The sequence below is a fragment of the Pseudoalteromonas luteoviolacea genome (assembly GCF_018100925.1).
GTDB classification, from domain to species: domain Bacteria; phylum Pseudomonadota; class Gammaproteobacteria; order Enterobacterales; family Alteromonadaceae; genus Pseudoalteromonas; species Pseudoalteromonas obscura.
Window position 1 is genome coordinate 395,205 of record NZ_JAGJEH010000002.1, and the last position, 22,155, is coordinate 417,359.

The 22,155-nt window shown below is 41.1% G+C and carries 16 protein-coding genes; 7 read left to right on the forward strand and 9 right to left on the reverse strand.

Going from position 1 to position 22,155, the window contains the following annotated elements; translation table 11 throughout:
• Positions 1 to 46: 46 nt before the first annotated feature.
• Together J8M00_RS04645 and J8M00_RS04650 are read right to left on the reverse strand one after the other, a co-directional pair.
• Positions 47 to 358 carry a hypothetical protein gene (locus J8M00_RS04645; protein ID WP_211009171.1) on the reverse strand — a complete coding sequence of 104 codons (312 nt, stop codon included), beginning with the start codon at positions 356 to 358 and terminating at the stop codon, positions 47 to 49.
• A gap of 431 nt (positions 359 to 789) precedes the next feature.
• Positions 790 to 1,953, reverse strand: a complete 1,164-nt coding sequence (locus J8M00_RS04650) for a DUF819 domain-containing protein (protein ID WP_211009172.1) — start codon at positions 1,951 to 1,953, stop codon at positions 790 to 792.
• Positions 1,954 to 2,223: 270 nt separating this feature from the next.
• Here J8M00_RS04650 and J8M00_RS04655 point away from each other — a divergent pair, with 270 nt between their 5' ends.
• Positions 2,224 to 2,688, forward strand: coding sequence for a helix-turn-helix domain-containing protein (locus tag J8M00_RS04655; protein WP_211009173.1), 465 nt, complete (start codon positions 2,224 to 2,226; stop codon positions 2,686 to 2,688).
• A gap of 119 nt (positions 2,689 to 2,807) precedes the next feature.
• Here the strand turns inward: J8M00_RS04655 and J8M00_RS04660 are convergent, their stop codons facing one another.
• The 5 genes from J8M00_RS04660 to J8M00_RS04680 all read right to left on the reverse strand — a co-directional run bounded on the left by J8M00_RS04660 (position 2,808) and on the right by J8M00_RS04680 (position 8,871).
• On the reverse strand, positions 2,808 to 3,311 hold the full coding sequence (locus J8M00_RS04660) for a dual specificity protein phosphatase family protein (RefSeq protein WP_211009174.1): 504 nt from the start codon (positions 3,309 to 3,311) through the stop codon (positions 2,808 to 2,810).
• 18 nt (positions 3,312 to 3,329) lie between these two features.
• On the reverse strand, positions 3,330 to 4,352 hold the full coding sequence (gene arsB, locus J8M00_RS04665) for an ACR3 family arsenite efflux transporter (protein WP_211009175.1): 1,023 nt from the start codon (positions 4,350 to 4,352) through the stop codon (positions 3,330 to 3,332).
• 11 nt (positions 4,353 to 4,363) lie between these two features.
• On the reverse strand, positions 4,364 to 5,125 hold the full coding sequence (locus J8M00_RS04670; RefSeq protein ID WP_211009176.1) for a metalloregulator ArsR/SmtB family transcription factor: 762 nt from the start codon (positions 5,123 to 5,125) through the stop codon (positions 4,364 to 4,366).
• Positions 5,126 to 5,308: 183 nt separating this feature from the next.
• Positions 5,309 to 7,420, reverse strand: a complete 2,112-nt coding sequence (locus J8M00_RS04675; protein WP_211009177.1) for a TonB-dependent receptor — start codon at positions 7,418 to 7,420, stop codon at positions 5,309 to 5,311.
• Complete coding sequence (locus tag J8M00_RS04680) at positions 7,420 to 8,871, reverse strand: PepSY domain-containing protein (protein WP_211009178.1); 1,452 nt, start codon at positions 8,869 to 8,871, stop codon at positions 7,420 to 7,422. Before J8M00_RS04680 ends, J8M00_RS04675 begins: the two co-directional genes overlap by 1 nt.
• 264 nt (positions 8,872 to 9,135) lie before the next feature.
• Here J8M00_RS04680 and J8M00_RS04685 point away from each other — a divergent pair, with 264 nt between their 5' ends.
• The 4 genes from J8M00_RS04685 (at position 9,136) to J8M00_RS04700 (ending at position 11,942) form a co-directional block, all read left to right on the forward strand.
• Positions 9,136 to 9,420 carry a YciI family protein gene (locus tag J8M00_RS04685; protein ID WP_211009179.1) on the forward strand — a complete coding sequence of 95 codons (285 nt, stop codon included), beginning with the start codon at positions 9,136 to 9,138 and terminating at the stop codon, positions 9,418 to 9,420.
• Between the two features lie 47 nt (positions 9,421 to 9,467).
• A complete protein-coding gene (locus J8M00_RS04690; protein ID WP_211009180.1) occupies positions 9,468 to 10,367 on the forward strand; it encodes a hypothetical protein in 900 nt (299 codons plus the stop codon).
• Positions 10,368 to 10,387: 20 nt separating this feature from the next.
• Entirely contained in the window at positions 10,388 to 11,368 is a 981-nt protein-coding gene (locus J8M00_RS04695) for a hypothetical protein (RefSeq protein ID WP_211009181.1), read from the forward strand.
• Between the two features lie 91 nt (positions 11,369 to 11,459).
• On the forward strand, positions 11,460 to 11,942 hold the full coding sequence (locus J8M00_RS04700) for a GNAT family N-acetyltransferase (RefSeq protein WP_211009182.1): 483 nt from the start codon (positions 11,460 to 11,462) through the stop codon (positions 11,940 to 11,942).
• A gap of 286 nt (positions 11,943 to 12,228) precedes the next feature.
• On the opposite strand, the gene J8M00_RS04705 is transcribed toward J8M00_RS04700, so the two are convergent.
• Positions 12,229 to 16,251, reverse strand: coding sequence for a hybrid sensor histidine kinase/response regulator (locus J8M00_RS04705; RefSeq protein ID WP_211009183.1), 4,023 nt, complete (start codon positions 16,249 to 16,251; stop codon positions 12,229 to 12,231).
• Between the two features lie 91 nt (positions 16,252 to 16,342).
• Between J8M00_RS04705 and J8M00_RS04710 the strand changes: the two genes are divergently transcribed.
• Positions 16,343 to 17,422 carry an HD-GYP domain-containing protein gene (locus J8M00_RS04710; protein ID WP_211009184.1) on the forward strand — a complete coding sequence of 360 codons (1,080 nt, stop codon included), beginning with the start codon at positions 16,343 to 16,345 and terminating at the stop codon, positions 17,420 to 17,422.
• Between the two features lie 17 nt (positions 17,423 to 17,439).
• Complete coding sequence (locus tag J8M00_RS04715) at positions 17,440 to 18,561, forward strand: response regulator (protein ID WP_211009185.1); 1,122 nt, start codon at positions 17,440 to 17,442, stop codon at positions 18,559 to 18,561.
• 954 nt (positions 18,562 to 19,515) lie between these two features.
• Here the strand turns inward: J8M00_RS04715 and J8M00_RS28405 are convergent.
• Positions 19,516 to 22,143 (reverse strand): fibrinogen-like YCDxxxxGGGW domain-containing protein, encoded by a 2,628-nt coding sequence (locus tag J8M00_RS28405; RefSeq protein ID WP_211009186.1) that lies wholly within the window; start codon positions 22,141 to 22,143, stop codon positions 19,516 to 19,518.
• Between the last annotated feature and the right edge of the window lie 12 nt (positions 22,144 to 22,155).

Consider the following 22,155-nt stretch of genomic DNA (forward strand, 5'->3'; position numbering starts at 1 on the left):
ATCCTTATTAAATATTTCATAAATTCTAATAAAACTATTTATGTTTTTAGTATTGTTGTAGCTTTGGCCTAGCACCAAAGCTACACACTGCGACTATCGTGTAATCAAATACATCAATGACTGGGTAGAAACCAGCTATACGGCCCCATGATGCAGCGCTAGAAGTAATAAGTCCGTGGCTCTGCGCGAAGTCTATACGGTGGTAATAATCGATAATATGAGGTGGGTTTACACAGCGTCCAGGAGTCTGCCGATCGATTAGAGCCTGTCTTTTGTAGCTTTGCAAGTCCATTGTTGCATATGAATCGAATGAAATAATACCAAGCAAGAATATGAAAAAAGAGGGCTTTATCATCATATATATTTCCTTATATAAATTAATTTAATTTGAAATTTCAGTATATTTATTTTTTGTATATTGCAATTTTTATTTAGTTTTGATCTGCGCATAGGTGCAAATACTATAATAGTAAAATTAAATGATGCTTCTACCGGTTACAATTTGTTATATGTTTTAACATTGATTTAATTTGTGATCAATAAGTAATCAGTTTTGGCTTTTGATTTTTACTCTTTAATCATAATTATTAAAGAGTTAGGTTTAAATCTATATGATGGAACGGAACTGAATATATAGATTATTATCTTTAATGTGGCGTTGAAATAGACTGGCTAAATTACAGTGTTTTTGTTTTTTAAATATTGTGGAACTTTGCATGTTGCGGTTGGTTGAATTTTACCTAATTTTCATGCTGTGGTGAGCTAGTACTCACCACAGCATGAGAATAATTACATGGCCTGTAGCAGTAAGGCAACGCCTATGCCTGCCCCTGTGCCAATGATGACGCCCATCAGCGCCATGAGTATTGCAACCGGTACTAGGGTTTGGCTATATGCTGCAGCAAGAACGGGTGAAGACGCAACGCCACCGATGTTTGCGAGTGATGCGATACCACAGGTAAATAGATCAAGTTTAAATATTTTGGCAATGGTCGTGAGGATCACTCCGTGAATAAGTAGGATGACAAAGCCAGCTAAGATGTATGCCGGTGCTTGAGTTAACTCTGCAAAGTTTGCGTTGGCCGCAATTAAGCCAACAAGTGTATATAGCAAGACATTTGAAAGCTGAGGAGAGCCAGGAATTTTTCCAAGAGGCGTCATAGCGCAAATGACACCAGCTAAGGTCACTAACATAATACTCCATGTTGTGCTCGTGAGCACTGCGTTATGTGGTAATAAACCTGATACGTAGATGGCCAGTGCAGACAAACCTAATGCACAGCCGAGCAGTAGCATCATATCTGGAAAAGTAGTTTCTTTTCTAATCTTATCATTAGACAAGGTGAGCTTGTGTTGCAGTTCATTAAGCGTACTGGTATCAGCTTTTGTCCAAGCATTAAATTTATGTGCAAAAGGCACCAATGCCAGTAAAAACATGATCCACATTGCGTAATCTATCGAGTCGATCAATAGGGTATATCCCATTCCGGCATCATTCAGCCCCAAAGATTGCTGTACAGCAACCATATTTTGAGTTCCGCCTATCCAGCTGCCTGCCAGAGCGCCGAAAGTAAGCGCGGCATTGTCACTTAAATAGCTTTGGAATAGTGCAAAAGAAATAATGAAACCAAGTACAATGCTTAAAGTTGCAGCAAAGAAAGTACCCAATAGTTTAGGACCAAGTTTAACAATGTCGCGTAGGTCAGCCCTCAATAGCATTAAGAAAATCATTGCTGGCAATATAGCGGTTTTTACTTCTCCACGGGCTTGCTTGACTGAGTCTGTCATTTCCCATACGCCCAGCGTTGACATCACCATCGCTGAAAAGTAGATGATAATGACAGCTGGAACATATTTGAAAAAAGGCCCACTTTTATATTTGTCCTCATACCAAATCACAATACTCGACACAAACATTAAGAATGCGATGAACGAAAAACCATCTTGGATCATATGTCCCTCTATTTTAATTATTATAAATTGGCAGCTATGCTAGCGGAATTTGATGAGAAAAACGACGGTTAATAATCATGCTGGATCAAGTTTGATGTTTAGCCGCATATGCAAAGCCACTGAAAGGTATGCTATTTATTTTAAAAATGTGTTTTTTTAACACCTGTCATGTAAGAGTCGGGCTATTGTCGGGTGGTGTCGATACCATTTCGTGACCGACAGATGATAATATCAGTCACTCTCCAAGATGAGTAAGCAAGAGGTAAAACCGTGGTTCTAAAACAACTTAGATTAAGTCGCAGCCTTTCCCAGGAGCAATTAGCTCAAATGTCAGGTTTGAGTGTTCGTACTATTCAGCGAATTGAGGCTGGTGGAAACGCGAGTTTGGAATCGCAGAAATGCCTTGCTGCTGCACTCAATGTCAGTATCGAAATATTGAATCAGGAGGAAATGACAATGAATAGACGTTCGGAAAATTGGCAAGGTCTGCCAATTATTTTAAAAATTTGGTTCGCGCTCAACTTTTTACAGCTTAGACCAAAGCGAGAAACAGCAAAACGTATCATGTGGTTAGGGCATATGTCAGGTTTTATATTCTGTTGTATGGGGCTTGTGAGTGAAGCTGCATTGGTAGGTGGCTTGCTTATGTTAATGACAGCTTACTTGTTTGCTTTGTTAAAGTGGCAAGGGGACAAATACGATATTTGGGATGAACCTAAAGTAACAGAGCACTGAGTAGGGCATGATTGTGAGGGGATATGCCTCTTTGGTGAAGGTATAAATTTGGCGTAACGTGACGCCAAATTTATATCTTTAGTCCGAAACTCATCAGTGCATAGCACATAAATTAAATATCAATCAGATGAGAACTTAAATTTATCAAAAAAGGATTTTTGCACCGGGTGTTTAAGCGCTTTAGGCCTGAGTGTTTGTACTTGCTCAATGATAGCTTGGTTATCGTATCCAAGACGTTTCATCAGCAGCCCAATGACCAGCCCAGTTCGACCAGAGCCACCTTTACAGTGGACCGCGACAGTGCCTTTTTGCTCTACAATGGATAAGATTGCATCGACATGTGTATTGAAAGCATCAGTAAAGTCTTGGTTAGGGGCGTCGTCATCTGGCAGAGGCATTTGAAACCACTGCAGCGCGAACTTTTCACAGGCAAGTGGTAGTCCTTGTACACCGTTTTTTTCCATTTCACTGTCGTACATCAAAGTGACAATCGCTTGAACTGAAGCAGACTTGAGCTGCTCGACAGCTTGGGTTAATGACACTTCTTTTGTGCCAGGGCATGGAGTGAAAACGAACGTCCCGCCGTTATTCAGGGTTAGTTTGTCAAAAGGGTGTGTTTGCATAACAGTCTCTTCGTGAGTTTATGGGTTAAACCAATGCTTGGTTTTATTGACGATAGCAACGAGAGACAGCATTACAGGTACTTCTACCAAAACGCCAACCACGGTTGCCAGTGCCGCGCCTGAATGCAATCCAAATAAAGAGATCGCGACAGCAACAGCGAGTTCAAAAAAGTTCGAGGTACCGATCAGACAAGCTGGTGCAGCAATATTGTGTCTAAGTTTCAATTTTAAAGCGGCAAAATAGGCGATAAAAAATATCCCATAGGTTTGCAAAATGAGCGGAATTGCAATCAGGACTATGTTCATCGGCTGTGAAATAATGGTATTCGCTTGAAATCCAAACAGCAGTACCACAGTTGCCAATAAGCCAATGACTGAATACGGCTTTAGCCTCGCCAAGAAGGAATCAATCGCAGCTTCATTTTTATTCGAGCCATTCAGTTTTTTCCGAGTCACAATACCAGCTACAAGCGGTAATAAGACATAAAGTAAAACTGAGATAAGTAAGGTATCCCATGGAACATGAATATTCGACACGCCCAAAAGCAGACCTGCAATCGGCGCAAAGGCAAATATCATGATCACATCGTTGACTGAGACTTGCACTAAAGTGTAATTCGCATCACCTTTGGTCAGCTGAGACCAAACAAACACCATGGCAGTACAGGGAGCAACTCCCAGTAGTATCATACCTGCAATATACTCTTGTGCAGTTTGTGGGCTGACATAGCTGGCAAAAATGCCTTCAAAAAATAACCATCCAAGGGCTGCCATGGTAAATGGTTTTATCAACCAATTTATCACGACAGTGAGTACCAGCCCTTTGGGGTTTTTACCGACTTCTTTGATGGTAGAGAAATCAATTTGCACCATCATGGGGTAGATCATCACCCAAATTAGCACCGCGACTACTAAATTGACTTTAGCGAAGGTTAAAGCAGCGATAGATTCAAAAACTGTTGGGTAAACTAAGCCAAGCCCAACCCCTGTGGCGATGCTTACGGCGACCCAAATGGATAAATAGCGTTCAAAAATTCCCACTGTAATACCTTTTAACTACACAAGTTTGAGTAACGAGTAGGGCGGTCTCCCATAGTGTTTAGTCGTGCCAGTTCTTGCTCTATGAAATTTGGTTCATTGATAACTGTTGACGTGATCGTGTGTTTCATCCACTCGGGCAGTGTAGGGTTGAGAGAGTAAAACACCCATTGATGATATTTACGATCGGATAATATACCTACTTTTCGCAATTGAGCGAGGTGACGTGACACTTTAGGCTGGCTGGGTTCGTCCAGTGCGGTCATAAGTTCGCAGACACATGCTTCTTGCTCTACTGCAATGATAAGTAAAGCCTTAAGCCGAGTTTCGTCTGCAAGTGCCTTATAAAATGCCATGGGCTCTATGGTAGCTGGCTTTTCAGAGGAGTTATCTATGAGGAGAGATTGTATTTTTTCATTGATCTCTTGCAACGTTTTTTCAAATGGGTTGTCACATTGGCGAGTCTTTGGTTCATCTATATCCCATGCTAGGCAATTTACGCCATTGACTCTGCCTTCACACTCCTTGGTTGCACTGGCACATAGGGTTATCACGTAATCGAAATGCATGTTGGCATATTCGTCTATGTGTTGTGATTTAAGCCCTTGGCTTGTGAGCCCAAAATGCTCAAGAACAGCGAGAGTACGAGGGTCAGCACCACTTGGTTTTGTCCCAGCACTGTAAACCTCATATTTACCTTTCCCATGATGTTTTAGCAGAACTTCTGCCATCAGCGATCTCGCTGAGTTCTCGGTACATAAAAAGAGTACTTTCATATCAATGCTCGCTTTGAATATGAATATAATTAATTTATTATATACTATCTTTGTTATGTATTACTCGCAAGCAGTTTTAATTTGAAATTTTGAGAATGTACTGGTTTACTTTTCTTCTGATGGATAAGCAGCCTATGCCCAAAAGTTACTGGGCATAGGAAAACTTACAGCTTTTATGGGCAGTTAAAATGAGTAACTCAGCCCCACATAAGCCATTTGCGGGGCGCCAGGTTGGATTCGCTCTTTGCCATATCTGAGCTCAGCTTGTAAGGCATACTTTTTGTCTGTGACATTCGCCAATCGCGCGTGTAGCTTGAGTGCCTCAGTGACTTGATAGTTGGCCTTGAGGTTTGCAATTGTATAGCCATCATATTTTCGCGTGTTTTCAGAGTTCATCCAGTAGTCTCCAATACTCTTAATCTCAGCTGTGATATTGAGGCCTGACACGAATTGACTTGCGTAATTTAAGCGTAGGTTAGCAATGTACTCTGGGGCCATGACTAAACTATTACCAGATAAATCGACTTCTTTACTTTCTTTCGTTTTGAAATCGACTCTGCCTGCATCTTGTACATAGTGTTGAAATTCATGATTGGATTGGCTATATGCCAGCGCCACCGACCACGCAGGTGAAAAGGTGTAAATCCCACCGATCTCGAACCCTTGATGCCTCACTTCAGAGGCATTGACGCGAAAGCTTGCGCCAAAGTCATCATAGGCTGTCACAATCGCGTCTTTAACATCCATAATATAATAAGCCAGTTCTATAGAGAGTTTGTTAAAGTTTGCTTTGTAGCCTAGTTCGTATGTATCGGATGTTTCCTCGCTGATTGAGTCCAATTGTGAACTGGTTTCTTTGGTCTTTAAATGGTAAATCTCAGAAGCCGTGGGGATCCGAATCGCATTGGCATAACGAACATAAACACTGGACTGTTCGCTGAGCAGGTAGTTTAAACTCGCTTTAGGGCTCAAGTGTTCAAAAGTATCACTGCGACTTGCGATTGAACGATTACCAAATCCATCATCATCGTAAGCAGACAAGGTATTGTCAAAGTCGTATTGGTTGTTGTCGTATCTTAACCCGATTGAATAATTTAGTTGTTCAGTGAGTTTACCTAGGTGTTGAATGTAAGGAGATACCCCTACAAAACGTGTGGAATCATTATAAAAAACATGCCCTTGCGGATAGGTTGCAGCACCCCAACCAGTTGTAGTTCTGGTGGTTGGTTGATAGGAGTAAGCATCACCTTCTGAGCGTTCTAGGTCGATGCCTATCGTGGTTTCAAAATCCGGATTGTGTCTAAAGTTTGTTAAGGCCAACAGACCGACCGTTCTAACACTTGATTCGATCTTCGGCATATTCGGTTGCCAAGTCGCAATATAATCGTTACTACGATAGCGTAAATAAGGAATCACCGACGCGTAAAAGTCGTGATCTTCATATTTATATTCTGAGCTCAATCGAACGTAATCGGTGGCACGGCTAGGATCAATGGCTAGTACTTCATCGGGCAAACCAGATTGTGATGGATCTAGGTTAAACTGCTCTTCGGTGAGTGCGTTTAGCATTTGTTGATCTAGCGTTGAAGTGATCAAGCTGGTTTTAAGGCTTTGTTTGTCATCTATCTCAAGCTCATGGAGGACATTAAACTCCGCTTTTTCAACACTGCTATGCTCTCTCCAGCCTTCATTATTTAAGTAGGCACCACTGATCCGAATACCATTTGAGTTTGAGAGCTCGTGAGTAATGCTGCCGTTGACTCGCTGGTAGCCATGTTCGCCTAACGTGGAAGCTAATTCATTTTTACCTTCACCGATGGGTGCTGAAATAACATTAACGGTTGCTGCAACTGCACCGGAACCATACAGGCTGGTCCCGGCACCTTTAAGCACCTCTAAGCGAGATATTGACGAGTTGCTGCTTGCCCACCAAAGTGCATTGTGATTGTAAAATGCAGCGGATTGCAAAGGCACATTGTCTTGTAGGTATAGCGTGTAACCGCCATAGTTTATTGGCATCCGTATCGCGGCGTTATGTCCTTGTCCACCAGATAGCTGGTTGAGCAATACACCTGAAATAGTTTCTAGAGACTCAGATACGTGTTGTGCATTGTCATTTTTTATAGTATCAGTGGATACACTGCCGACACTCAGTGCCAGATCCGTATTGGCTTTGGCTGTTCTACTTGCTGTGACGATGATCTGCTCGATATCCTCTGCCTGTTGCTGTGCGTACAGTAAATCTGCCTGCATTAGCGCTATGGCAATGAGTGAATAAGAAAAGCCAGATTTCATTATGCTTGTTCCTTAGTTATTTCTAATATTTCGTTATTTTGTATATTGCGATGTATTTTTGCCCGACGCTGGCGCAGCAGTTTCGAAAAGTACATTGAAGTACCTAATAAGGCAATAAATGCTAATCCGAGGCAGATCAGAGTAATGATGCTATCACGAATATCTTTACCCAAAGGGTTTAAAAAGTGGTACTTATGTAAATAGCCAAAATGCCAACTACGTGCGTTTTGCCACGTGTCGTCAACTGCGGCAATGTAACCGGTATGGAGTTCTATGCTATAGCGCACCTCTGGAGATTGTTCGAAACTCAGTTGTAGCACTGGTAGCCGCTTGTTAACAAAACCATATGTTGGGCCGAACTTATCAATTTTTTTGCTGTGTGTGAGCGTGCCCTTTATATTTAATTGATTGAGCAACGCACTCTGAGCGAAAGCTTTATCGTCATATTGAGTTTGGTTATTTTGCCAATATGTAAAGTGCATCGAATTATTTTTGTACGATACGATTTGGCTTAGGACTTGACCTGAAATAATGACCAACTGGAAATTATGGCCATTTGCTATTGCCAGCGTTTTGACAGGATCATGATGGATGGCGTCTGTGGCAATTTGGTTGGTCGGTGAAAGATCTCTAAACTCTTGCAAAAAAAACTTATCAATTAAAATGTGCGTACTACTACTCGCAAACCCGAGCATACACAAACTTAAAGCCAACCCTGAAGCCCTATGTAACGACCGTCTATTAAGTTGTTTTGTTTTAATTCGTGACCACAACACACTGTAAGAAAGCAGTCCAAAAATGGCCATAACCAATACCGCGATGCTGATTAGCAGCATGGGTATGATGCGCCATAGGCTGTGTCTATCACCAGCAAACTGCCATGTATGTAACTGTTTGAACCAGAAAGACAGCGACTCTCTCAGTGGTGTATTGTGCGCGGTTATGCGTTTGCCTAATGTGTCTATATATATGTTGTTCCCGCTGTCCATGTGCAATCGATACACAGGCAATACCCGGTTTATTTCAGGGTAAGCAGAACTGAATTGTGTGACAAGTTCACTCTTTATAACGTTTTGATTGGTCCATTGTGTTGCTAGGTAGCGTGCATAATCAACATCATTTAAGCTGACACTGGTTGCTGATAAAGGGAGGTAATGCACCGTTGTGCCGTCATCAATTTGCTGTTGAACTTGATAGAAGTAGTTTCCTTTAAACTCTACCAAACTAGCATGGCTGAAGTGATGGACACCTTGCTGCTTTAATGCGTCTTTCAAATGTATATAGTTTTGTAATCTATTTGATTCAACTTTGATTGGGTCAGGTTTTATGTGTGGCGCTTTTGCAAAATGAGACATTGCGGGGTGCAGTAGCCCTGACAGCGTCCAAATTACAAATGGAAATACGCATAAAAGAGCCAGTCGTCGATGCCATGCGAGCAGTATTTTTAGCATGAATTGTTATTTAATTGGGGATAATGGTTGGATTATATGTAATAAACTAGCCTCAAGGGATGTGACAAATTGTCGCACAAGATTCTGATTAGTATCACGAATGTTAAAGCCCCATAAGTTGTAAGGAAATGTGAAGTGGCTCTATACAAGTTGTATTTCGGTTGATACATTAATCAGTGTTAAAATAGGTACTAACAATTGGATATTGGTGTTACTATTTTGGATACAAAAATTGTGCCTAATAAATAACAAAAGGAACTCGCCATGTTTATCGTCACGCTTAATTATCTCGTTGGATTATCAGAAGTAGAGAAGTATTTACCGCTGCATATTGAGTATTTGGATCAGTGCTATGACGATGGTATTTTTTTAATGTCAGGCCCAACTGAACCTCGTACCGGCGGTGTCATTTTAGCTGCTTCCACATCTAAAGAATCATTGGAAGCAACTTTAAACGAAGATCCATTTTATAAAACAGGTATTGCTGACTATCAAATAACGGAATTTGTACCAACTAAGTCAATGAAAGAGCTAAACTATCTTCTATAGTTGTTCAAGAGCCGATTGTGGTCCACTTGGTACAAGGAGGTAGCTAAGTGCATAAAAATCTACTAAACACACTGCGCTTACTGGTTAAGCAACCCACTCAATTAAAAGGCAATATAAATAAGCAGCTTACGCTATTTAAAGATTCGGTAGCGGGACTGCCTTTTTTAGCCTCGTGCCACAAATCGAAACTGTCAGACTATGACGAAAAGCATTACTTTGTCATCCCTTTTGAATTGGGGGAGCACAAAGTTGCCTTACATACTTTAAGAAACTTGCCGGACGGTGTACCAGAAGTAAATGCATTACCAAAACGCCGAGTATTTCACTTTGCCAATGAACATGCTGAAGCTTTATTAACAAATATTTTGTCAGAACAAGCTGAATCTTTAGTAAGAAAACAGCAGGAAGGGCAGGTAAGTCGGTTAGAGCTGCTAGCAAATGATATAGATAAGTTAGATACAAAACTCACTTACGGCATGTTTCTCATAGGCGGACTCTCTGCCTTTGTGAATCCTGCCATTGGTGCGGCTATTGCTGCAAAAGCGGCACTGCCTAGTATTACGGGCTTATTAAACAAACATGGTGTTCGCCCACTAGGAGAAAAGTATACGCAAGTCGCGCTCAATCAGCATATTGAAGAGGCGCAAGATAAAGTGCTACAGGAATTTTCTGAGGCGGATACAGTAAAATTGATAAACCCGGTTTTGAGCCGATTATACCGTGCCCTTGAAACGTCTGAGCAACAGTATGATCCATTATTAGACGAATCATTTAATGACGTGGGCTTTGGTGAACATGAAAAAGAAGAATGGTTAGAATTGACGGTTGAAGCATTGGCACATGTTTACGAAGACATCATTCATCAGCCTGAACTACACCAGCAAGCATGTTTATGTGAGGAAGATATACGCTGGTTAAATTATCTCTTTAAAGGGTATCTTGGTTGATTTACATAAGGAATCAATAAATGGCGATGTGGAAGCAAGCTTGCCAATTTTTCGGTCTATTTTGGTTACTTTTTAGTTCAAATACCTTTGCAACTGTGGATATATATTCTCAGACAGTAGCGGACAAGTCATGGCAAGTTAGGCAAGCCGTGTCGTCACCAACAGGACAAAGGATCAAGCTCAAAGTTGACGTATTGGCTGAGGAGCAAGTGAGGTGGTTTCAAATCATTCCTGATACCAGCCAATACTACAAAAACGCCAACCACCCATGGGAGGAAAACCCTTATAAGTGGGCCGGGTTTGGCAAAGTAAACTACTATAAAAAGCATCTCAATCAGTTTGATAATTTGGCTGAAATAGAAGTATCAGGAACATGGTTAAGTAAGAATAATGTGTTTGATTCACCCTACTACCATGCCAATGTAGGTAGCTTTTGGTTCCAAGTTGAAGTGGTAGGCAAAGATGGCCGCCGCCGTAAAAGTATGGGGTTAGAAAATAACGATCATCGCGGTTTAGATAAACAGGTACTTCGAGTTTCATTCACTCAAGGCGAGGGATATTTGGGTGTGCTGAGTAGCTTTTTTAATGTGCCGGCCATTTTCGGGTCTATACCTTACCAAAGCCAGCATTATTTAGGGGTTGATTGCGCAGATGTATTAATGGCTGCAAATGCGATAAAGGACAATGACAAAGTATTTGATCGTAATGTAGCTTGGTTGGTGACAAATTTAAAGCACAAAGCGAAGTTACATGGATTTACAGGTTCAGATACAAAGTTGAAGTGGGGTGATGACATTTTGCCAGGAGATTTTATTGCGGTTAGATACCGTCAAAATGGGCAGTTTGCACACATAGGCGCGCTCTATCAAGATAGCAATAACAATGGCGTACTCGATGGTGACGATTTGGTTATGCACGCCGGGCCTAATGCGTTGAGTTATAGCACAGTAGCCAATGCGGGGTTTCTGGGTGAGGTTGTGGTCCTTGATAATCAAGATTAAGCCGAATGTAACTGCCGGGTACCTGAAATTCAGAACCAAGTGACGTGAAAAATATTCAGCGCCTACATACATAATGGATAACCTCATCACTATGATTAGAAAAGCTCAGCTTCAAGATATAAACAGTCTCGCTGCACTCGCGTTGCAGGTGTGGTTAACGACGTATACTCCAGATGGTATGCGTGACGAATATGCGCACTTTGCATTAACGACATTTACGCCCAAGTACTTTAGCCAATTAATTAATAACCCTAAGTATAAAGTAATGATATATGAGCGAGATAATGCCATTGTCGGCTTTGCGGTAGTCAACTTCGAGTCTAATTATCAGGGATGTGACTACGGATTTGAGATAGAAAAACTTTATGTTCACAATGCGTTTCAAGGACAGGGGATTGGAAAAAAACTATTGACTGAAATGAAACGTCATTGGGGCGCTGAATTTTGGCTTTATACATGGGTGGAGAATACGTCGAATTTGTTTTACCAGCGACTTGGCCTTGAACACATTGGCACATTCAGTTTTGATTTCTCAGGTACTCAAATAGTCAACAATGTATATCGTAGTAAATAAGCTAGATTCTAAGTTTCATTTGCATTGCAAAACCTTTACACGCAACATGTCTATATCAAAATAAGTAGTCTAAATCTAAATGACAAAGTTGAATATTTCCACCTAACGGACAAAAGAAAACCCTATCACCTATAAATTATTTGAGATATGTCGATTTGGGAGCCACACAAGTTGAGAGGGATGTACTCTATAACTACAATAGCGCATCTAGTGTCGTGAAAGGAAGCCGTCTTATTAGGTTCCTGCACCTAAAGTGGGGGCTTAGTCGTAGCGTGTTAACTCACAACTAAGCCGATTGTTCTAACAATTGCGATATCACTTCTCTGGCTTGATCAAATTCAAAATCCTCAATGAGTTCCACAAGCTCAATGCAAGTAGACTCATCAATTTTATGGTTAGCTTTGAGCTCATAAACTTTTTCAACGGATTGAGTATCACAACTGAGCAATAGCTCTTCCAGCTCTAAGAAGTCTCCACGAGTGACTTTAAAACTCACAATATTTGACGTGCTGGGGGCAGAGGGGGTTGGTTTATCATCACTTTGTAGTTCACTTAGACTTTTATGCAGTCCTCTTAAGTATTCAGTAAGTACTTCAACGTCTTTTGTATCAACCTTTTGTTCATTGGCGATTGCTGCTTCGATGTCTGAAGCTTGCTTGGAAAGCTCATCAATGCATAAATTGGCACTGGCCCCTTTAAGAGAATGAGCAATACGCTCAGCGTGTTCCATATCGCCAATGACAAGGGCTTGATTGAGGTTAATGGTTTCTTCTATTTGATTTCGAGCAAACTTTTTAATAATGTTCCAAAAAGCTTTTTCATTGCCCCCCAACCGCTTTATTGCCCGTTCAATGTCAACTCCATCTAACTTGGTCTCTTGTTGCTTTGCACTAGTCTCTACTTCTGGCTGCTTGTCGTCAGGGCTCTCGACTACCTGATGCAGGCAGGTGTCCTCTTGGTTAGCCAATTTGTACAAATGTGCGTGTAAGGTCTCTGTCATTTGATTGAAATTAATGGGCTTACCAATATGATCATTCATGCCCGCAGCTTTACATTTTTGTAAATCTTCTTTCATGACATTGGCTGTCATGGCGACAATTGGTAACCCATCGAACTGACTAAATTCACGTATTCTTTTGGTTGCTGAGTAACCGTCCATAACAGGCATTTGGATGTCCATGAGTACGATATCAAACGTGTTATTTTTGACCATATCAACGGCAATCTGGCCGTTATCTGCAATGGTTACGTCTAAATTTAGGGAACTAAGCATCTCATTGGCAATTTCTTGATTTGTCGTATTATCTTCAACAAGTAACACTTTTTGATTCTCGAATGAATGTCTCACGCTGCTGTCTTTGTTCGATACATCGCCGTTTCTAGGCTGACTTGCTAAGTTAAATGACTCCATAATGGCATCTAACAGAACCGACGCATTAACAGGTTTGAGAATTATGGCATCAATTAAGTCGTGGATTTGTGAGTTCATACCAATGTCGGTGCCGTATGCTGTAACAAGTACATATTTGGGCTCAGGTGTTAATTCAAGTGAACGAATGTGTTTGATGGCATCAATTCCGCTCATATTTGGCATTTTCCAATCCATGAAAACAATGTCAAACTTGCTGCCTTGTACCAGCTCAATTGCGCCTGAGCCACTTGCCGCGCAAGTGACCGTAAACTTCATTGCTTTGAGCAGATTGGTCAATATTGCACGTGCACTTTCATTATCATCAACGACCAATGCGTGTTTACCGGCTAACTGGCTATCGGGACAAATGACATTGGTCAGTTTGGCCGACTGCAACCCGCAGCGAACTGTAAAGTAAAACTCAGAACCTTGGCCTTGCTCGCTGTTAACACCAATAGTGCCTCCCATTAATTCCACCAGCTTTTTAGAAATACTCAGTCCTAGCCCGGTTCCTCCATATTTTCGCGTAATGGAGCCATCTGCTTGTGAGAATGCATTGAATAACTTGCTTTGCTGCTCTTGAGACATACCAATACCAGTGTCTTTTACAGTAAACTTCAAGGTAGTTTGATCATCTTGCTGCTCAAGATTAGTGACCGAAATGGTAATTTCTCCACGGTCTGTGAATTTGATGGCATTGCCACATAAGTTAATTAGGACTTGGCCCAAACGAAGTGGATCACCGACAAGGCTAATAGGTACGTCAGGCGCAATGTCCAACAGCATTTCTAAGCCTTTTTCTTGCATACGAATGACGTTAATATTAACAACATTATCCATTACTTCTTGCAAAGAAAAGTCGATATCTTCAATTTCTAATTTGCCTGATTCTATTTTAGAAAAATCTAAAATGTCGTTAATTATACCGAGTAAACTCTTAGCTGCTTGGTCTATTTTATTGATATAACCGGATTGCTGGGTTGTTAACTCCGTGCGAAGCGCCAGATGGCTCATGCCAATAATTGCATTCATTGGCGTGCGAATTTCATGGCTCATATTTGCCAAAAACTCTCCTTTGGCAGTGCTCATTTCATCCGCTTTATCTTTTGCCAGACGCAGCTCGAGTTCCATTTGCTTGCGCTCTGTTACATCAAGTAATAAACCAACTACACCAGCAAGTTCGTTTTCGGCATTGGTAAATACCGCTTCATAAACAATGAAGTTGCGGGGATCACCTTGCGCATTATCAATTTTTATTTCGTAGTGTTGGTTTGACTTACCGTCTAGTAAATCTTGGTGTGATTGCTCAAAAACTTGGGCAATCTCATAGTTAAAAATATCTTCTGTAGTGGCGTCCAACACATCCGCATCGAAAGTCCCGAAATATTGATGAAAAACACTATTCACACCTAAATAATTGCCAGAGCTGTTTTTGTAATACATTGGGCTTGGAATGGCATCGAGAATTTTTTTGTTAAGCTCAAGTTGCTCTACGATGCGTTTTTCGGCCTTGGACTGTAAGTCGATGTTTTGCGTAAGTTGTAGGCTCACTGCCAAATCGTTAATAACCGATTTCACCCACTTATAATCTTGATCAGTTAGCTCAACTAAGCTGCCCAGCTCTAATAAACCAATGCTGTCGTTGCTGACGACCAAGGGGAAATAGTATAACTCGCTTATCGAGAGCTTTTCTCCATTTAACTCAATGGCATACTGTTCCTTTTCAAACTTCATCGAGTAGGGCTTTTGAGTACTTAATACATGAAAGTGAATGGAGTCGTAGTTGCTATATGTTCTCGCGCAATTACAGCTGTAACCGGTGCCAGCAACACGCGTGAGTACTTTTTGCTCTTCAAAAACATACAGTCCTAATAGGGGAACTGATAGCCTTTGCTCTAAAAACTGCAACAGCTCTTCACCAAGCTCGTTGGGATTTTTTTTCCCCCTGAGTGCCAATCCAAAGTCTTTCATGATGGTGTTGAATTCAAGTTGTTCGGACAAGTCATTCAGGAGTTTGTTCATCGATTTTGAAAGGTCTGATAGGTCGCCTTTCACCGACTCATCAAGTACAAAGTTATAATTACCTTTTTCTACATTGCTCACTACTTGTTTTTGAATCGATGCAACTGGGTTTATATAGAGTTTCCAAAGTAGGTAAAAAGACAACGCGATATTAATAAGTAAAATTAAATTGAAAATATTTCTGAGCAAATAGGTGTTGTTTAAACTATTTTGATGACTCTCAAGTTCGGCATTGAGGCGGTTGGTGATAGCTCTGTGTGCCTCTCCAATAGCAGACATGATTTTTGATTTCTCAACTAGGTAGTTATCGCTGAAGAGTATTTTTTGAGCGCTCACTAAGTCTGGTGCTGCGTCTTTAACCCAATTACCATATTCGTCTTTGTGTATGCCTTCTATGGCATTAAAGGCCCGGCGTTCAAGGCTAACCAGAGCATTGGAAGTAGAAAGCGCATTTTGCATTTGCAAAAGTTCAAAGTCCTGCGCACCCAACTGTTGAAACCGCTCAATTATATTATGTCCATCGCTTACTCGGATCGTCTCAGGAACGCTGGAGTGAGGGGCTGCTAGGCTATCCCAATAGTCATAGGTGTTGGCATTGTCCGCTCGAACCTTTCCGTCTCGCACTAGCAAAGTGTAACTGAAAAGCTGCTGCCATTTATCATTGCCTGTTACTGCATAGGCTCTTGCAAAATTTGTCAGATTGTCTGAACTCAGCTTCAGTTCATGAGCAAGCTCTGTCAGCTTAAAAAGTTGGGTCTGTTTATCAGTCAAAGCACTGACTTCTGATTTGACGTAATAGGACATTAACCCAATCCCAATACTGACCAGCAACATTATTGAGAATGTGATAAAGAAGCTGACTCTTAAACTTTTCATCTAATCCAATCCATGCTTGGCGTTTCAGTAATAATAGACCTATATTTTTGTGTGTGATGAATAATTGTCTAACAATTCAATAGAAGAGACTATGGAACAGCTTAAAACGGTGTTGGTAGTAGATGACGTGAAGGAAAACTTGGCTTTCATGACGGAAATTATCAAAGATAAGTATCGTGTCTTAGCGGTAAAAAGTGGTGAAGCCGCTATCTCCGTGGTTGAGAAAAACAAGGTCGACATCATTCTCCTTGATGTCGTTATGCCACAGATGAACGGGTACGAGGTGATCAAGTACTTAAAGTCGCACGAGGTATATAGTGACATCCCGGTGATTTTTTTAACTGCAAAAACCAGTGTTGAAGATGAAGAAAAAGGTTTTTTGTTGGGTGCATGTGATTACATTAACAAGCCAATTAGTCCGCCAATACTGCTTGCTCGCCTAAATACACATTTATTGAACAAAGAATCCAAAGACATTCTAAAAAACAAAAACGATTATTTGGAAGAAGAAGTGCAAAAGCGCACGGAGCAAATGTCTCGCCTTCAAGATGTCACCATTCAGGCAATGGCCAGCCTAGCTGAAACACGAGATCAAGAGACCGGAAATCACATTCGCCGTACACAGCTCTACGTAAAATTGTTAGCAACTATTTTGTGCGAGAAGGAAAAATATAAAAAAGTACTCACTTTAGAGGTCATTAATAATTTTTATAAGTCTGCCCCATTACATGACATTGGCAAAGTAGGGATCCCAGACAATGTATTGCTCAAACCAGGTCGGCTTACAGCTGACGAGTTTGAAATCATGAAAAACCATACCGTATTTGGTCGCAACGCCATAGAGACTGCCGAGTCTGCACTCGGTCAGGCCAATAGCTTCTTGAAAACTGCGAAGGAAATCTCGCACTATCATCACGAAAAGTGGGATGGCTCGGGCTATCCAGAAGGGTTGAAAGGAGAGGAGATCCCACTTAGCGCGCGGATGATGGCGATAGCAGATGTCTATGATGCATTAATTAGTAGGCGAGTTTATAAAGATGCGATGGAGCATGACAAAGCAATTGCGATCATGAGGGAAGGGCGGGGAAGTCATTTTGATCCTGAATTGCTGGATGAGTTTTTGGAAAAAGAAAATTTATTTTTTGATATTTCTCAGCAGTATCGAGATTAGAGTCTATTGGGGGGCGTATGTCGTACTCAATTTTGTTAGTCGATGACGATGAAGTTAACCATGATATTGCAAAAACAATGCTTGGTGAATCACATAACTACTACTCAGCGCATAACGGTGAGGAGGCATTGGCGTTATTTCATGAACGCAAATATGATGCGATTTTGCTGGATGTTGTGATGCCAGGTATGAATGGCTATGAGGTGTGCAAGGCGATCCGCAGTGACACTTCTAATTCCGACACCCCGATTTTATTTGTTTCCTCAAAAGATTGTATCGAAGACAAGCTTGAAGGGTTTAAAGCTGGCGGTGATGATTACATTACTAAACCGTTTGACGCAGATGAACTTAGTTTTAGGATTGATAGATTGGTCAAGTTCAGTAGCGAAATTGACACCTTAAAAGTAAATTGCGAGGCGGCTGAAGAAGTTACCTTAACAGCCATCACCAGCTGTAGTGAGCTGGGTTTATGTCTTGAGTTCATTGAAAATTCCTACCAATGTAACACCTTAGCTGATTTATCGAGCGCAATTTTAGCTGTTTGTCGAAATTTGGATTTAAACGCGTCTGTGCAGTTGGGATTATTGGGTGAGTTCAGAGATTTTTGTAACTTTGGCGTCATTAACCCGTTAGAAAGCGAGCTTCTTAAGAAAGGGCGAGAGAGTAAAACCGTCATTAATATCGAAAAACGAAGCTTTTTCAATAGTGCATATTGCTCATTGTTAATAAAAAACATGCCCATTGATGACGATGAGAAATATGGGAGGTTTAATGACATCTTGGCACTGGTGGTTAGAGGAGCTGATGCAAGGTTAAAAAGTTTAGAAACCAACATTCAGGCTATTCAGGCAAAGAATAAAGGGCTCAGAGAACTCAGTCAGGTAGCGAGTAAAGATTTAGAAGACATTGAACTTATTTTTAAAAACTATAATCAATCATGCCAAGAGCTTGTTGAAACGCTTATTTTTGACGTTGAAGATTCAATAGTCTCTTTTGGTATGAGTGAAGCGCAAGAGCAAACCCTACGAGAAACGCTAGACGGCGCGAAAGAAGATCTTCAGAAAATACAAGAGCACTCAGAAGATATGTCCGCAACATTCAACGATTTTTTTATTAAATTGGATAAGTTAATAGATTAATCGGATGTTTTTCTTTATTTAATATTTACGTTTGAGGATTCTTAGCTTCAAATATTGATTTTTTCATTATTTTAAATTTCATATTGTAATGGTTGAGGCCTTTTGTTAGCTTTGTTTATGATTATTTTTATTAGAAGAGTAAACATTAATATGCGAGCTTTGGGTTTTAATCAAGATTATTTGATGAGGACTCCTAGCTGTTTAAGCTGCTCTCATTGAATGGTTTAATTATTATATATTGAATCAAGTGGTACACAGCGTGTATTACTTAAGACCAAAGGCGCACTTCTAATTAAGAAAAAGGGTTGTTATTAAGGGATATCGAGTCAAAGCAGCGTGAACACATCTATGCGTTTTATTTTCCGGCTTGTACTTAACCCATAATTACTTATCTGGATGCTATTAATAAAGGAATTAAAAGTGTGCCCCAATTTTAAGTCTCTTGAAGCACAGTGGTTTTTTGAATTCCATATTACGTTATTTGCTGTCATGGCCTTTTTTGCCATGATCATATTGCCTGCGGTCAGGCTTCTTCTGCATTGCCATGCTAAAAAGGAAAGTTTACATTCATTTATAACACTATTTACGACACGAGTGGTCTCTAAAAGTAAACTCGAAGTTTTTGCTTTGTTAGTTTTATTTTTTCACATCCTATACTTCTTGAGTATGTTCGTTTTTAAATTTTGCATTCAGTGATATAAGTTAATTGCAAATTGAAAGTGTTCGATGTTTGTAGAGTTATTTATGATGGTTTTGAAGGGGGGTTATAGCGGTGTTAATGTATCTCTATTTATTTTATTGGTTTTCATAAATTATTATATTATCGTTGTTGTATAAATGGATTAGCGGCTTATTTGGCAAGGTGTAGACACACCTCTCAATTTTAAAGTCACTTCTAACGATTAGAGCTGGTTACAGGCAAAGCAGCCTGTTGAAGCTGCTTTGCCATAGTGTTTACTTAATAAAGTAAAGTAGTTTGTCTTGCTCTGTATGCGCATAAATTGTGCTATACGGCCAGATAGAAAAAGGCCTTTCAGGATTACCGTTAAATATTGCTGCCCCTGCGATATGGTATTGGTAATACCCCGTGTTGTCGGCTAGTTGTGCCATTGTGAACGTGCCGCTATCAACATAGTTGCATGCCACGCCTGTAGGCTCGGAACGGAATATGTTTAAACCTTCCATATGAGGCGTGCCGTCAAATGTTGCAGTTAGGTCAGCGGCCGTGTCATCAAGCAAACTCTGGCATCCATTACCAGTTGGATTGGTGACATTATGTGCTGAAATCATCGACACTCGCTGATGTTCGTCAATAAACATAAGCCCTTCTGTCATTGTGGCTCTCAGCGCTTGCCAGCGGGCCGATTCCAAAACACCATATTGGTCAATTTTTACTGGGTCGCGCATGAGTTTGCGTTCAATGCCATCTGCGTGATTTGCAAAGAGTGTCCAACCACCGCCAAGGGTGTCCATATCGCAATATACAGCAAAGGGGGATACGCCTTGATCTCCATCCGGGTCTATTTGGTAGTAACCTGAAGACGCTCCTGGATTATTAATTTGAATATCTTTACAGTTTATTCCTTGTGAGGCGCCTGGTTCTAGTCCAAACTCGTCTACAAAAAAGCCATAGTATTCCATCTCATCTATTTGACTATGTTTAACAGAACCATGAGTCGTCAAAATAAGTAACCTAAAGTAGGTGCCACTCGCAGCACGGTTTAACGTAACGGAAGCATGTCCTTTTTCCATGGTGATCTGTTCATGATCTATAAAATTAACGCCATCATTTGAGACTTGCAAAATCGCTTCTTTAGGTGTTCTTGGCGCGAATTCAGCATGGTGATTTGAAACACGCGTACTGAAGCCCGTAATTACTGCTTTTTTGGCGAAGCCAACCTGTAACCATTCATTGGTGTTTGTAGGGCCCAACCAGATACCGTGGGAAATTAAGTTACCTGCATCGGCATTTATTTTGTTGTTTGGATCTGTGTAATATAGATGACCGTCAAATGCGCCCGCTGGCGTAAATTGATTTACGGTGGCGCTGGCCGAGTAACTTGCAGGCTGCAATGAGTTGGTGTAAACCAATGCGATATTGTCATTGTCCCCGGTCATTTGACCAAAAATGGCTTTACTAGATGCACTTGGGTTCTCCATATCGCAATAGTAGTATTCGCCTTCTTTTCCACCTGGCCCATCACTATCTATCAAGTAAGCGCCACTTGGCGAGTGTGGTTTGGCCGCCAAAATACTTGCGCAGCTTGAACCATCGCTGGGAAACACCTCTTTATTCAGTGTTGAAATCATCGCAAAGAGTTCTTCGTATTTTGCCGCAAGCATACGATCAGCTGAATCAGTGTAACCTTTGGTAACTAGGTGGTTAGGCTGGATAGGTGTATTTGCAATGGCGTTACCTATTACTTCTAGGGCGGCAGAGGGAGAAACGGTCCCGACACCGACTCTAACTGAAGTGGTAACTTGATTTGCACCATCAGTCCAGTGAGTGGTGCCCGGTACTCCTTGGATCCCTTGCGGACCTTGTGGACCAATCAAGCCCCTTTCCCCTTGAGGGCCGATCAGGCCTCTTTCGCCAGCAGGGCCTGTTTCTCCAACCAAGCCCTGCAATCCTTGAATACCTTGAGGGCCTTGTGCGCCGGGCTCACCTTGTAGCCCCTTAAACTCGCTCCAAATAGCACCATCGCAAATAAATATTTGTTTATCAATACTGTTGTAGTACATCGAACCTTCGTGAGCCGCATCACACGATATTGGGCTGTTTGTTTGTGGCACAAGTCGTAACGCACCTGCGACTTCTGTATTACCCGCTAATTGTTGGGAAAATGTCGGGGGAGTGCTAGTTGGATCGCTGGGATCTGTGCCATTGCGAAACTCCAAGATATTGGTGGCGTTATCCAGATCGAGATCCGTACTTGCATCGCTTGGATCATTTGGATTTAATCCATATTGGATTTCCCAGTTGTCGTTCATACCATCTTGATCACTATCAACTAACGTTGGTGACACTGTTACTGAGACATCATCAAAATCGATAACGCTTTGTTGGGAGTCTGAGTTAATGAGCTCCAATATTAGAAAATCTGTGGATTCAACTAAAGAGCTATGGGTCTGAGTTGGTGTAAAGCTGATTTCAACCGGAGTAAACTGCCCTTTGGATAAAGATACTGAGGGTGTTAAATCTATAAATTGGCCATTGACTCTAAAACCAATTCTAAAATTGTATGCATCACTGTCATTTCTCCATCCGACTTTAGCTTTGACAACGTAGGTACTGTGCATATCTAACGGGACTTGTAAGTTTTGGCTCAACTTACTGCCGGATTTTACAAAACCGATATTGTCGATTACATCATGATTTCCGTATTGTGCTAGGGTTGGGTTGAATATGCCGGCTTCGGTGGAGGGTGATGAGAGCCAGTACAGAGATTCTGAACTTTGCTGTGCTTCTTGCACGGTAAGAGCGTTAAAGTGGCCATCTTGAACAAGCTCTTGGCCAAGGGTAGGTAAACTGGCTACACAAAGAGCAGCAGAGATGTAATGAGACAATTTAGTGTGTTTCATTTATTTCCTTAA